Source organism: Pseudomonas sp. IPO3778 (assembly GCF_013386825.1).
Taxonomy (GTDB): domain Bacteria; phylum Pseudomonadota; class Gammaproteobacteria; order Pseudomonadales; family Pseudomonadaceae; genus Aquipseudomonas.
Genome location: NZ_JACARC010000034.1, coordinates 329302 through 341299 on the forward strand (window position 1 = coordinate 329302; position 11998 = coordinate 341299).

16 protein-coding genes are annotated in these 11998 nt (G+C 61.0%); 8 read left to right on the plus strand and 8 right to left on the minus strand.

Going from position 1 to position 11998, the window contains the following annotated elements; all coding sequences use genetic code 11:
* Positions 1–6: 6 nt before the first annotated feature.
* The 3 genes from rnk to cyaY form a co-directional block, all read right to left on the minus strand.
* Positions 7–417, minus strand: a complete 411-nt coding sequence (gene rnk / locus HX855_RS17740) for a nucleoside diphosphate kinase regulator (protein WP_010168013.1) — start codon at positions 415–417, stop codon at positions 7–9.
* Between the two features lie 131 nt (positions 418–548).
* The gene (locus HX855_RS17745) at positions 549–767 is read right to left on the minus strand and encodes a DUF1289 domain-containing protein (RefSeq protein ID WP_177086620.1); all 219 of its coding nucleotides are present in this window, start codon (positions 765–767) and stop codon (positions 549–551) included.
* Positions 768–769: 2 nt separating this feature from the next.
* On the minus strand, positions 770–1102 hold the full coding sequence (gene cyaY / locus HX855_RS17750; RefSeq protein WP_010168017.1) for an iron donor protein CyaY: 333 nt from the start codon (positions 1100–1102) through the stop codon (positions 770–772).
* 239 nt (positions 1103–1341) lie between these two features.
* On the opposite strand from cyaY, the gene HX855_RS17755 reads away from it, so the two are divergent.
* The 6 genes from HX855_RS17755 to HX855_RS17780 are packed head-to-tail and all read left to right on the plus strand — an operon-like array spanning position 1342 to position 5922.
* Positions 1342–1503, plus strand: coding sequence for a lipoprotein (locus HX855_RS17755; RefSeq protein WP_003208801.1), 162 nt, complete (start codon positions 1342–1344; stop codon positions 1501–1503).
* A 9-nt stretch (positions 1504–1512) separates the two neighbouring features.
* Positions 1513–2760: a diaminopimelate decarboxylase gene (gene lysA / locus HX855_RS17760; RefSeq protein WP_177086618.1), complete on the plus strand. Its 1248-nt coding sequence runs from the start codon at positions 1513–1515 to the stop codon at positions 2758–2760.
* Between the two features lie 4 nt (positions 2761–2764).
* A complete protein-coding gene (dapF, locus tag HX855_RS17765) occupies positions 2765–3595 on the plus strand; it encodes a diaminopimelate epimerase (protein ID WP_177086616.1) in 831 nt (276 codons plus the stop codon).
* Positions 3596–3608: 13 nt separating this feature from the next.
* Positions 3609–4325 carry a DUF484 family protein gene (locus HX855_RS17770; RefSeq protein WP_177086614.1) on the plus strand — a complete coding sequence of 239 codons (717 nt, stop codon included), beginning with the start codon at positions 3609–3611 and terminating at the stop codon, positions 4323–4325.
* Between the two features lie 2 nt (positions 4326–4327).
* Positions 4328–5227 (plus strand): tyrosine recombinase XerC, encoded by a 900-nt coding sequence (xerC, locus tag HX855_RS17775; protein WP_177086612.1) that lies wholly within the window; start codon positions 4328–4330, stop codon positions 5225–5227.
* A complete protein-coding gene (locus HX855_RS17780; RefSeq protein ID WP_177086610.1) occupies positions 5224–5922 on the plus strand; it encodes an HAD family hydrolase in 699 nt (232 codons plus the stop codon). The genes xerC and HX855_RS17780 overlap by 4 nt, the downstream gene beginning before the upstream one ends.
* Before the next feature lie 255 nt (positions 5923–6177).
* On the opposite strand, the gene sutA is transcribed toward HX855_RS17780, so the two are convergent.
* The 4 genes from sutA to glnK all read right to left on the minus strand — a co-directional run bounded on the left by sutA (position 6178) and on the right by glnK (position 8956).
* Positions 6178–6504 carry a transcriptional regulator SutA gene (sutA, locus tag HX855_RS17785; RefSeq protein WP_064454697.1) on the minus strand — a complete coding sequence of 109 codons (327 nt, stop codon included), beginning with the start codon at positions 6502–6504 and terminating at the stop codon, positions 6178–6180.
* 103 nt (positions 6505–6607) lie between these two features.
* On the minus strand, positions 6608–7033 hold the full coding sequence (locus HX855_RS17790) for a secondary thiamine-phosphate synthase enzyme YjbQ (protein ID WP_177086608.1): 426 nt from the start codon (positions 7031–7033) through the stop codon (positions 6608–6610).
* Between the two features lie 209 nt (positions 7034–7242).
* On the minus strand, positions 7243–8583 hold the full coding sequence (locus HX855_RS17795) for an ammonium transporter (protein ID WP_177086606.1): 1341 nt from the start codon (positions 8581–8583) through the stop codon (positions 7243–7245).
* 34 nt (positions 8584–8617) lie between these two features.
* Complete coding sequence (glnK, locus tag HX855_RS17800; protein ID WP_002555808.1) at positions 8618–8956, minus strand: P-II family nitrogen regulator; 339 nt, start codon at positions 8954–8956, stop codon at positions 8618–8620.
* A 421-nt stretch (positions 8957–9377) separates the two neighbouring features.
* Between glnK and HX855_RS17805 the strand changes: the two genes are divergently transcribed.
* On the plus strand, positions 9378–9638 hold the full coding sequence (locus tag HX855_RS17805) for an accessory factor UbiK family protein (protein WP_003208783.1): 261 nt from the start codon (positions 9378–9380) through the stop codon (positions 9636–9638).
* 52 nt (positions 9639–9690) lie between these two features.
* Here the strand turns inward: HX855_RS17805 and cfa are convergent, their stop codons facing one another.
* Positions 9691–10803 carry a cyclopropane fatty acyl phospholipid synthase gene (cfa, locus tag HX855_RS17810; protein WP_177086604.1) on the minus strand — a complete coding sequence of 371 codons (1113 nt, stop codon included), beginning with the start codon at positions 10801–10803 and terminating at the stop codon, positions 9691–9693.
* Between the two features lie 234 nt (positions 10804–11037).
* Between cfa and HX855_RS17815 the strand changes: the two genes are divergently transcribed.
* The gene (locus HX855_RS17815; RefSeq protein ID WP_177086601.1) at positions 11038–11946 is read left to right on the plus strand and encodes a LysR family transcriptional regulator; all 909 of its coding nucleotides are present in this window, start codon (positions 11038–11040) and stop codon (positions 11944–11946) included.
* Positions 11947–11998 lie beyond the last annotated feature (52 nt).

Genomic DNA, 11998 nt, shown 5'->3' on the forward strand with positions numbered 1-11998 from the left:
GCCGGCTTAAAGAGAGAACGCGCCGCCGTCTTTGGGCTGGCCTTCAACGCTGAGCAGTTCAAGCTTGAGGGTCTTGCCACCCGGTGCTGGCCAGTCGATGTGCTGGCCGACTTGCAGGCCCAGCAGAGCGCTGCCCACCGGCGCCAGGATCGAGATTTTGCCTTCGTCGGCATTCGCGTCCTTGGGGTAGACCAGGGTCAGGTGATAGTCCTTGCCACTGCCTTGTTCACGGCAATGCACACTGGAGTTCATGGTCACGACAGTTGCAGGCACTTCATCGTGGCCAACCACTTCTTCGGCGCGGTCGAGTTCGTGTTGCAGGGCTTCAACGCCCGGCGACGCCTCGCCGACACGGTCGATCAGTTGCTCAAGACGCTGCACGTCAAGACGGGTGAGGATGATGGAAGGTGCGGTCATGATTCAGGCAGACTCCTTTTTTCTGCACAAAAAAGCAAAACCCCGCCAGGAAAAGGCGGGGTTCTCACGGACCTCGATGAGTTGAGGTGTATCCGGACACTACCACAGCACAATAAATAAACAAGACGGCCTCAGGTGGCGGCCTTGCGCTGCTCGGCCCGGGCGACGATCACGCGGCGCCGCGCATCATCGGCAGAGCGCCATTCACGGATGTCTTCCACGTGGCGGAAGCAACCGAGGCAGACTTTGTGCTCATCCAGCCGACATAAACTGATACAAGGTGACGGCACCGCCGGGCTGACATTGCTGAATAGCGGCTTGGGCGGGCGTACGGGGGCGGGCTGCGTCACGATCAGATCTCGTCGAAGTCCAGCTCGACGCCGGCTTGTTCCTGGGTGAGGCGCGCGAGCATTTCGCTCAGCAGCTCATCGGTGGTGTCATGGGTCCAGCGATTTTCCTCTTCGTCGTAATCGAAGTGAAAACCACCGGAACGCGCCGCCAGCCAGAGCTGACGCAACGGTTCCTGGCGACTGAAAATCAGTTGGGTGCCATTTTCAAACTTGACGGTCAGCACACCGGCCGAGTTCTCCAGGTCCACATCCAGGCCGCTGTCGTCGAAAATATCCTCCAGCGCTTGCTGGGTCGAATCCACCAGGTCGTGAAAACGGGCTTCGGTCAAACTCATTGTGGGAACCTCGAAAAGTGTCTGGTCTCGCTCAAGCGCCGCACAATACGGTCGCGCCGTGATGATTGCAAAGGATACCGATTTCATTACCCGCAGCCGTGCGAAATATCCTCAAGTGAGGTAAGCACAATCGCGACAAACTCGGCAAAGCCCCGCCGGACGGGTATTGCGGCGCATAGGCAATCTGGCGGGTGGTCGGTATACTCGGGCGCAATTAATGCATATTCAAGGATTTCGCCATGAAGCGCCTGATCTCTTCCCTTGCTGCGCTCGTCGCGGTCGCTTGCCTCGTTAGTGCCTGTGGTCAAAAAGGCCCGCTGTACCTGCCCGATGACAGCAAAGACCCGAATGAACAGGCGCAATCGTCGCAAACCAAAGCGCACAAGCACGACACCTACTAAGGGAACATCATGGACGCTTTTAACTACCGGGACGGCGAGCTGTTCGCGGAAGGTGTCGCGCTGTCCGCCATTGCCGAGCGCTTTGGTACCCCGACCTACGTGTACTCCCGTGCCCACATCGAAGCCCAATACCGCTCCTTTGCCGATGCGCTGGAAGGCACGCCGAGCCTGGTGTGCTTCGCGGTAAAGGCCAACTCCAACCTGGGCGTACTGAATGTCCTGGCGCGTTTGGGCGCTGGTTTCGACATCGTGTCCCGGGGCGAGCTTGAGCGTGTACTGGCCGCGGGCGGCAAGGCTGACAAGATCGTGTTCTCGGGCGTCGGCAAGAGCCGCGAAGACATGCGCCGCGCCCTGGAAGTGGGCGTGCATTGCTTCAACGTCGAATCCACCGACGAGCTGGAGCGCCTGCAAGTGGTGGCCGCCGAGATGGGCGTTCGCGCGCCGATCTCCCTGCGGGTCAACCCGGACGTAGACGCCGGCACTCACCCGTACATTTCCACCGGTCTCAAAGAGAACAAGTTCGGCATCGCCATTGCTGACGCCGAGGACGTGTACATCCGCGCCGCCCAACTGCCAAACCTGGAAGTCCTGGGCGTCGACTGCCATATCGGCTCGCAACTCACCAGCCTGCCTCCGTTCCTCGACGCCCTCGACCGCCTGCTGGCGCTGATCGACCGCCTCGGCGAGTGCGGCATCTACCTGCACCACATCGACCTCGGTGGCGGCGTGGGCGTGCGCTATCGCGATGAAGAGCCGCCACTGGTTTCGGACTACATCAAGGCCGTGCGCGAGCGCACCGAAGGCCGCGACCTGACGCTGATGTTCGAGCCAGGCCGCTACATCGTCGCCAACGCCGGCGTGCTGCTGACCCAGGTCGAGTACCTCAAGCACACCGAGCACAAGGATTTCGCCATTGTCGACGCGGCAATGAACGACCTGATCCGCCCGGCGCTGTACCAGGCCTGGATGGACGTGACCGCCGTCAAGCCACGCGCTGGCGAAGCTCGCACCTACGATGTCGTCGGCCCGATCTGCGAGACCGGCGACTTCCTGGCCAAGGAACGTCAGCTGGCCCTGGAAGAAGGCGACCTGCTGGCCGTGCATTCGGCCGGTGCCTACGGGTTTGTCATGAGTTCCAACTACAACACCCGCGGGCGTACCGCCGAGGTGCTGGTGGACGGTGATCAAGCGTTTGAAGTGCGTCGCCGCGAGACGGTAGCCGAGTTGTTTGCTGGCGAAAGCCTGCTGCCGGAGTAAGGTCATGCTGCTGCGTTTTACCAAGATGCACGGGCTGGGCAATGACTTCATGGTCCTCGACCTGGTCAGCCAGCACGCGCACATCCTGCCCAAGCACGCCAAACAATGGGGTGACCGGCACACCGGTGTCGGTTTCGACCAGTTGCTGCTGGTGGAAGCACCGAGCAACCCGGAAGTGGATTTCCGTTACCGGATCTTCAACTCCGACGGTTCTGAAGTGGAACAGTGCGGCAACGGTGCCCGCTGTTTCGCCCGCTTTGTGCTGGACAAGCGCCTGACCGCCAAGCGGCAGATACGCGTCGAGACCAAAAGCGGCATCATCGAGCTGGATATTCGCAGCGACGGCCAGATTGGCGTCAACATGGGCGCGCCACGGCTGGTGCCGGCGGACATTCCGTTCCAGGCCACCGAGCAGGCCACCAGCTATGCGGTGGACGTGGACGGCAAGACCGTCAACCTGGCCGCAGTGTCCATGGGCAACCCCCATGCGGTGCTGCGGGTGGATGACATCAACAGCGCACCGGTTCACGAACTGGGGCCGAAGATCGAAAACCACCCGCGCTTTCCGGCGCGGGTTAATGTGGGTTTCCTGCAGGTCATCGACCGTTCCCGTGCGCAGTTGCGCGTCTGGGAACGCGGTGCCGGCGAAACCCAGGCCTGCGGCACCGGCGCTTGCGCCGCGGCCGTCGCTGCGATCAGCCAGGGGTGGATGGATTCGCCCCTGCTGATCGATCTGCCCGGCGGACGTCTGTCCATCGAATGGGCAGGCCCCGGCCACCCGGTGAAAATGACCGGCCCGGCCACCCGCGTCTACGAAGGACAGGTCCGTCTATGAGTGAGCACATCTAATGACTGATAAGCCTCAAGTACCCGCGCAAGCATCCCCAAGCGAAAGTCTGGAGGCCGCAGCTGTTGCGGCGTATCTGGAGGCTAATCCGGACTTCTTCGTCGAACACGAAGAACTGCTGCCGGCCCTGCGTATTCCCCACCAGCGCGGCGACACCGTGTCGCTGGTGGAGCGGCAGATGAAGATCCTGCGCGAGCGCAATATCGAGATGCGCCATCGGCTTTCGCAGCTGATGGACGTGGCCCGCGACAACGACCGCCTGTTCGACAAGACCCGCCGCCTGGTCCTGACCCTGATGGACGCGGCCAGCCTGGAAGAAGCGGTGATTGCCGTCGAAGACAGCCTGCGCCAGGACTTCCAGGTGCCCTTTGTGAGCCTGATCCTGTTCAGCGACAACCCGATGCCGGTGGGTCGCTGGGTCAGCGGCAGCGAAGCCCAGACCGCCATTGGCGGCCTGCTGTCCGAAGGCAAGACCATCAGCGGCACCCTGCGTGAGCATGAGTTGGACTTCCTGTTTGGTGCCGAACAGCGCCAGCAGATCGGCTCCACGGCCGTGGTCGCCCTCAGCCATCAAGGGCTGCATGGCGTGCTGGCCATCGCCAGCCGTGACCCGCAGCACTACAAAAGCTCGGTGGGCACGCTGTTCCTGAGCTACATCGCCGAAGTGCTGGGCCGCGTCCTGCCACGGTTCACCAGCGCATTGCGCGCGGTGCGCTAGCCATGGAACGACAACTGGACGCCTACTGCGCTCACCTGCGCAGCGAGCGCCAGGTGTCGCCGCATACCCTGGAAGCCTACCGACGGGACCTGAACAAGGTCCTGGCGTTCTGCCAGAAACAACAGATCGGCAGCTGGAAGGCCCTGGATATCCAGGGTTTGCGCAGCCTGATCGCCCGCCTGCACCAGCAAGGTCAGTCCTCCCGCAGCCTGGCGCGCCTGCTGTCGGCGGTGCGCGGCCTCTATCACTACCTGAACCGCGAAGGCCTGTGCGACCACGACCCGGCCAACGGCCTGGCGCCACCCAAGGGCGAACGACGCCTGCCCAAGACCCTGGACACGGATCGTGCCCTGCAATTGCTCGACGGTGCCGTGGAGGATGACTTCCTGGCCCATCGCGACCAGGCGATCCTCGAGCTGTTTTATTCCTCGGGCCTGCGCCTGTCGGAGCTGACCGGGCTTAACCTGGATCAACTGGACCTGGCGGATGGCCTGGTGCAGGTGCTCGGCAAAGGCAGCAAGACCCGCGTATTGCCCGTGGGCAAGAAGGCCCGCGAGGCCCTGCTGCTGTGGCTGCCGCTGCGGGCCCTGGCCAACCCGGCGGATGACGCCGTGTTTATCAGCCAGCAAGGCCGGCGCCTGGGGCCACGGGCCATTCAGGTACGGGTCAAGGCCGCCGGCGAGCGCGAGCTGGGGCAGAACCTGCACCCCCACATGCTGCGGCACTCCTTTGCCAGCCACTTGCTGGAGTCGTCCCAGGACCTGCGCGCCGTGCAGGAACTGCTTGGCCACTCCGACATCAAGACCACCCAGATCTACACCCACCTGGACTTCCAGCATTTGGCAACGGTGTACGACAGCGCCCATCCACGGGCCAAACGCATTAAGGGCAGTGACTCATGAGCATCAAGCTGATCACCTTCGACCTGGACGATACGCTCTGGGATAACGTGCCGGTCATCATCAGCGCCGAGGCGTCGATGCGCGAGTGGCTGGCGACCCATGCCACCAAGGTGGGCGACTTGCCCCTGGAGAAGTTCGCCAGCCTTCGCCAGCAGGTGCTGGAGCGCCATCCGGAGCTTAAATATCGCATCAGCGTGTTGCGCCACAAGGTGCTGCAACACGCTTTCGAGGAGGCTGGATATCCGCTGCCGGAAGCGGCGCAGATGGCGGATGTGTGCTTTGAAGCGTTCATCCACGCGCGCCACCAGCTCACGGTGTTTCCCGAAGCCGAGCCGATGCTGCAAGCGTTGCGCCGCGACTATCTGCTGGGCGTGATCACCAACGGCAACGCCGATGTGCAACGTGTGGGGCTGGCGGATTACTTCCACTTCGCCCTGCGGGCTGAAGACATTGGCATCGCCAAGCCGGATGCGCGGCTGTTCCAGGAGGCCTTGCAGCGCGGTGGCGTTGAGCCGGGCGCGGCGGTGCACGTGGGGGATCATCCCGGTGATGACATTGCCGGTGCGCAGCAGGCGGGGTTGCGGGCGGTGTGGTTTAACCCGGCGGGCAAGGCCTGGGAAGCCGAAAAACGCCCGGATGCCGAGATTCGCAGCCTGACCGAGTTGCCAGAACTCCTCGCCCGCTGGAACGCATAACCTGATGATGAAGGGCTTTTGTGGCGAGGGAGCTTGCTCCCGTTGGGCTGCGAAGCGGCCCCTGAACCAGCCACGACGGCCTTTCTGAAAGACCGCGTCGACCCAACCAGGGGGCGCTTCGCGCCCCAACGGGAGCAAGCTCCCTCGCCACACACGCTCTTCACCCTTGGATGAGTATTAGCCCCAACCGTTTTGTTTCACCCATGAAAAAGCCCGCAGCGACGGCGGGCTTTTTCAGCGAGCAGACAACAGGCCTTAGATAGGCCGGCTGCCGTACTTGTTATCAGGCTTCTTCGGTGGATCTGCCACCACGTTAGCCTCGACTTCCTGCACTTTGCCGCCTTTAGCGAGGAATTCTTCCATCGCACGGGCCAGCGCATCGCGCTCTTTGTTCTTGGCTTCTACGCTTGGCAGCTCGTCAACCGACACCGCAGCCTTGGCCTTGCCTTTGGCTGCCGGGGCCGGTGCATCGTCGCCACCGTCGTCGTCAGCCACGTCTTCGGCAGCCGCCTCAAGACCTTCTTCGGTTTCGTCGTCGTCGCCTACTTCGAGGTCGTCGTTTTCCAGATCATCGTCGCTCATGTTCTACCTCATGACTTGCGAAAAGCAGATTAGTTATAGCCCAGCTTCGCCACCTGTCGACGACAGCCGGAAAAAAATCAACATCCACCGGATAACCAGTGGCCTATGCCCCATCACCGTGCAAGGTGGCGAGGACTTTACGAGCACCGCCATGATCACGGTGCTCGCCCAGATAAACACCTTGCCAGGTCCCCATCGCCAAGCGGCCGGCCCTTACCGGCAAACTCAGCTGGCAGCCCAACAGACTGGCCTTGAAGTGCGCCGGCAGATCATCCGGACCTTCGTCGTTGTGTTCATATCCCGCCGTACCTTGCGGCACCAGCGCATTGAAGAAACGTTCGAAGTCACGGCGAACCGCCGGGTCGGCATTCTCGTTGACCGTCAACGAGGCCGAGGTGTGCTGCAGCCACAAATGCAACAGTCCCACCCGACAGGCCTTCAATTCAGGCAGGCCGGCGAGCAACTCTTCCGTCACCAGATGAAAGCCCCGGGGCTTGGCCCGCAGGGTTATCAGGGTCTGTTGCCACATACAGTTCTCCGCCCATCGGCGCGCATTCTAGCGCGCTCAGGAAAAAAACAAAGTGCCGAATACGCCTACATGCCTGTAAGACATTCGCACGCCGAAAAGTGCGGTGTGGATCCCATCACAAAGTCGCTGAAAAACCCATACACCTTTAGCCACAGACAAACCCCAGACAAAAAAATGCCCGGCAAGCCGGGCATCTTTTTTTCGCGTACTTACAAGTTGTAGCCGCGTTCGTTGTGTTGCGCCAGGTCGAGGCCCACAGCCTCTTCCTCATCAGTCACCCGCAGGCCCATCACAGCGTCCAGCACCTTGAGGATGATAAAGGTCACGATCGCCGTGTAGATGACGGTGAAGCCGACGCCTTTGCACTGGATCCAGACTTGTGCCGCGATGTCGGTGGTGGTGGCGTTGAAGCCGCCCATCGCCGGTGCCGCGAACACGCCGGTCAGGATCGCGCCGAGGATACCGCCGATACCGTGTACGCCGAAGGCGTCCAGGGAGTCGTCGTAGCCCAGTTTGCGTTTCAGGGTAGTGGCGCAGAAGAAGCACACCACACCGGCCGCCAGACCGATCACCAGGGCGCCCATCGGGCCCACGGTGCCAGCAGCTGGGGTGATTGCCACCAGGCCAGCAACCACACCCGAGGCGATGCCCAGGGCGCTTGGCTTACCGTGGGTGACCCACTCGGCGAACATCCAGCCCAGCGCTGCAGCAGCGGTAGCGATCTGGGTCACCAGCATCGCCATACCGGCAGTGCCGTTGGCCGCAGCAGCGGAACCGGCGTTGAAGCCGAACCAGCCGACCCACAGCATGGCCGCGCCCACCAGGGTGTAACCCAGGTTGTGGGGTGCCATTGGCGTGGTCGGGAAGCCTTTACGCTTGCCGAGTACCAGGCACGCTACCAGGCCGGCCACACCGGCGTTGATGTGCACCACGGTGCCGCCTGCGAAGTCCAGCACGCCCCAGTCGCCCAGCAACGAACCCGGACCGCCCCACACCATGTGGGCAATCGGTGCGTAGACCAGGGTGAACCAGATGCCCATGAAGATCAGCATCGCGGAGAACTTCATCCGCTCGGCGAAGGCACCGACGATCAGCGCCGGGGTGATGATCGCGAAGGTCATCTGGAAGGTAATGAACACCGACTCAGGGAACAACGCCGCCGGGCCGGTGATGCTGGCCGGGGTCACACCCGAGAGGAACAGTTTGGACAAGCCACCTACAAACGAGTTGAGGTTGACGACGCCTGCTTCCATACCGGTCGTGTCGAACGCCAGGCTATAGCCGTAGACGAACCACAGGATGGAGATCAGGCCGGTGATGGCAAAGCACTGCATCATCACGGAAAGAATGTTTTTGGAGCGAACCATGCCGCCGTAGAACAGCGCGAGGCCTGGAATGGTCATGAACAGTACAAGCGCGGTGGACGTGAGCATCCACGCGGTGTCGCCGGAATTGAGGACTGGGGCAGGTACTGGGTCCGCCGCCATGGCCAGGGCCGGCATTACGAGGGACAACAGGGCTCCTAGCCCTGCGAATTTACGCAGAGTCATATTGTTTTCTCCTGGGGCGTTGGGGTTTGGCGGCTTAGATTGCGTCGGTATCGGTTTCGCCGGTACGGATGCGAATAGCCTGTTCCAGATTGACCACGAAGATCTTGCCGTCACCGATTTTGCCGGTGTTGGCGGCCTTGGTTATCGCCTCGATAACCCGGTCAAGATCCTTGTCGTCAATGGCGACATCAATCTTCACCTTTGGCAGAAAATCGACCACGTATTCCGCGCCGCGATACAGCTCGGTGTGACCCTTCTGCCGACCGAAGCCTTTGACCTCAGTAACGGTAATGCCCTGCACGCCGATCTCGGACAGTGACTCGCGTACATCGTCCAACTTGAACGGCTTGATGATGGCAGTGACTAGCTTCATGAAAACTCTCTCCCGAATTGGTGGACTTGCCCCAGGAAAACAAACCCGTCTCAAGTCTAAGCGCAGTGCCTGGCTTTGTAACGCTTCGTCGCCTTGGCATTTGCCATTGCAACGCTCGCTAACCACTGGTGACGAAACACCTACCCCGCTCCGTCGGCGCACTGCATCGTCACAGCGACTGCATCAGTGCATGGGTCATGATCGTCTAAGCAGAAAGCTTGCCAGCTCCGTAAAAATCACTGAAATCAGTCCTTTGTTCGCTTGTGCCCGCCTACCGGGCGCCGTTGCCACGAAGATACGCACGAAAACAGTGCGCGACCGCCCGGCCCCATGCGCGAAAAGCGTGCGTGGGCGGCGGTGAAAAAGACTATAGACGCTGCGTGATACACTGCCGGCCAACAGATTTTCCGGACTATTCACCATGCTCGCGCCCAAAGACCTCCTCGACGCCCTGAGCGGCCACGCCTCCCGCCTGTTCAGCAGCGATACACCGCTGCCGCGCAATGAAATTGAAAGCCAGTTCAAGGCACTGCTGCAGAGCGGTTTCAGCAAGTTGGACCTGGTAAGCCGGGAAGAATTTGACAGCCAGATGGTGGTGTTGGCGCGCACTCGGGCGCGGTTGGAAAGCCTTGAGGCCAAGGTGGCGGAGCTGGAAGCACGCTTGACGCCGGCCGCCGAATAAACCGGCCCGGACGGGGCAGGTTTCGCCTGGCCCCGTTAAGCCGTTGCCACCGTCAGCTCACCCGCTGATAACCGCCGACAACGCCCTTCTTCGACAATACCCACTGCCACAGCTGGATATCCCGCGCGCGAAACGCCCCTGCACATGACAGCAGGTAATAGCGCCACATCCGGTAAAAGCGCGGGCCAAATGTCTCGGCGAACTCCGGCCACGCCTGTTCGAAGTTTTCGCACCAGGCCATCAGTGTCTTGTCGTAGTCGGCGCCAAAGTTGTGCAGGTCCTCGGCCACAAATAACCCGTCCATGGCATCACCAATCTGCCCGATCGAGGGCAAATCACCATTCGGAAAGATGTATTTGTCGATCCACGGGTCCGGCGTGCTGTTGCGCTGGTTTTTGCCGATGGTGTGCAACAGGAACAGCCCGTCGTCTTTAAGGCAGCGGTTGGCCACCTCCATATACGCCCGATGGTTCTTGCGGCCCACATGCTCAAACATGCCGACGCTGGCGATATGGTCGAATTGCTCGTCGACGTCCCGGTAGTCCTGCAGACGAAACTCGATCGGAAGGTGTGAATACTTGGCGCGCCCCCACTCTGCCTGCTCTTTGGATATGGTCACGCCAACACACTCCACACCGTAGTGCTCGGCGGCATGGCTCATGAAACTGCCCCAGCCACAGCCGATATCCAGCACGCGCATGCCCGGTTTCAGGCCGAGTTTTTTACAGATGAGGTCCAGCTTGGCGAACTGCGCCTGCTCCAGGGTGGTGGCGTCTTTCCAGTAACCGCAGGTGTACGTCATGCGCGAGTCGAGCATGCGCGCGTAGAAATCGTTGCCCAAGTCGTAGTGGGCTTCGCCGACTTTCCAGGCGCGCTTCTTGTTTTGCAGGTTCAGCCATCGGGAGCTGAACGCATGAAACAACAAGGTGGCCGGGTTGGCCTGGTCGATCACCCGGGAACGCATGAGCCGGTAGAAAAACTCATCCAGCGCCTCGGCGTCCCAGCCGCCGTCCATGTAATCTTCGCCAAGACCAAGGTTGCCCTTGGCCAGGGCCAGGTCGAGCGTGCCACCGTGATGCAGTCGCATATCCGCAGCCGACGGGCCGTTGACCTCGATCTGCGCCTGCGCCAGCAGCTCCCTTACGAAGCGCGCCCCCTGAGACATCTCATCAGAACCGGAAAAAGAATGACGCGTTTTGTTAAGCACAATTGCTCTCCAGAAATAGCGTTGCCTTTGATTCATACACTGCGAGAAATCTGGCCATGGAAGCGTCTGGCAAGGCCCTTTGGGCGTCACTGGGAGCGCAGGCGTGGAACAGATGTAACAAATCTTATCCAGCCAATTTTTAAAGATATAATGAATTAATATTATGAAAACCATGCAAAATTGGAATGCAAGATGGACATCCGGGCACTCCGTTATTTCGTAGAAGTCGTGGACCAGCAGAGCTTCACCAAAGCGGCGGTAAAGCTGCACCTGACCCAGCCAACGGTCAGCAAAATGGTGCAGCAACTGGAGTCGAGCCTTGGCCTGAAGTTGCTGGACCGCATGGGAAAACGCTTCACCCTGACGGACGCCGGAGAGATTGTGCGCAAGCGCGCCAAGGAAATGATCGCCCTGCACGATGAGATGACCGTGGAGCTGCAAGACCTGCAGCAGGTCGGACGCGGCGCCCTGCGCATGGGGCTTTCGCCCTCCACCCACCTCGCCCTGGCACCGATCTTTGCGGAGTACCACGCCCGCTACCCGAAGATCGAACTGAAACTGTTCGAAATCGGCGGCAACACCACCATTCAGGACCTGCGCCAAGGCACCCTGGAGTTCGGCACCATTTTGGACTCCCCGCGCGTGGCAGACATCTGGTCCGAATTTGAATCAATGCCCCTGTTTGAATCGCCACTGTGTTTGCTCGCGCCCCATGACTCGCCCTGGCAAGGCCGCAGCTCGGTGGAGCTGAGCGAGCTGCACGCCAGCGAATTCATCTTTTACGATGACACCTTCACCCTTAACCAATTTGTACTCGATGCCTGTGCCCAGGCCGGTTTTGAGCCGCGCATCAGCGGCCGCAGCAGCCAATGGGACTTTATCGCCTCCCTGGTGCGGCTGGGGGTGGGCATCACCCTGCTGCCCCGGGCGTTCTGCGAAACCCTCGATGCGAGCCAGTTCAGCATCGCGGAAATCCAGTCGCCCGCGCTTAACTGGAGGCTGATGCTGGCGTGGCGTCGGCAGTGCAAGCTGTCGTTTGCGGCGCAGGCGTGGTTGACGTTGGCGAAGGAGTTTCTGTGCGTGCCGCCGTCCGACCACTAGCACGATACGTTCTGTAAAACCTCGCCGCCGCGCTTCACCAGCACTGAACTAC

Coding starts and splice junctions, on each gene's coding strand:
- rnk (WP_010168013.1), bottom strand. CDS start 417: ATGACCGCACCTTCCATCATCCTCACCCGTCTTGACGTGCAGCGTCTT.
- cyaY (WP_010168017.1), bottom strand. CDS start 1,102: ATGAGTTTGACCGAAGCCCGTTTTCACGACCTGGTGGATTCGACCCAG.
- HX855_RS17755 (WP_003208801.1), top strand. CDS start 1,342: ATGAAGCGCCTGATCTCTTCCCTTGCTGCGCTCGTCGCGGTCGCTTGC.
- lysA (WP_177086618.1), top strand. CDS start 1,513: ATGGACGCTTTTAACTACCGGGACGGCGAGCTGTTCGCGGAAGGTGTC.
- dapF (WP_177086616.1), top strand. CDS start 2,765: ATGCTGCTGCGTTTTACCAAGATGCACGGGCTGGGCAATGACTTCATG.
- HX855_RS17770 (WP_177086614.1), top strand. CDS start 3,609: ATGACTGATAAGCCTCAAGTACCCGCGCAAGCATCCCCAAGCGAAAGT.
- xerC (WP_177086612.1), top strand. CDS start 4,328: ATGGAACGACAACTGGACGCCTACTGCGCTCACCTGCGCAGCGAGCGC.
- HX855_RS17780 (WP_177086610.1), top strand. CDS start 5,224: ATGAGCATCAAGCTGATCACCTTCGACCTGGACGATACGCTCTGGGAT.
- sutA (WP_064454697.1), bottom strand. CDS start 6,504: ATGAGCGACGATGATCTGGAAAACGACGACCTCGAAGTAGGCGACGAC.
- HX855_RS17790 (WP_177086608.1), bottom strand. CDS start 7,033: ATGTGGCAACAGACCCTGATAACCCTGCGGGCCAAGCCCCGGGGCTTT.
- HX855_RS17795 (WP_177086606.1), bottom strand. CDS start 8,583: ATGACTCTGCGTAAATTCGCAGGGCTAGGAGCCCTGTTGTCCCTCGTA.
- glnK (WP_002555808.1), bottom strand. CDS start 8,956: ATGAAGCTAGTCACTGCCATCATCAAGCCGTTCAAGTTGGACGATGTA.
- HX855_RS17805 (WP_003208783.1), top strand. CDS start 9,378: ATGCTCGCGCCCAAAGACCTCCTCGACGCCCTGAGCGGCCACGCCTCC.
- cfa (WP_177086604.1), bottom strand. CDS start 10,803: ATGTCTCAGGGGGCGCGCTTCGTAAGGGAGCTGCTGGCGCAGGCGCAG.
- HX855_RS17815 (WP_177086601.1), top strand. CDS start 11,038: ATGGACATCCGGGCACTCCGTTATTTCGTAGAAGTCGTGGACCAGCAG.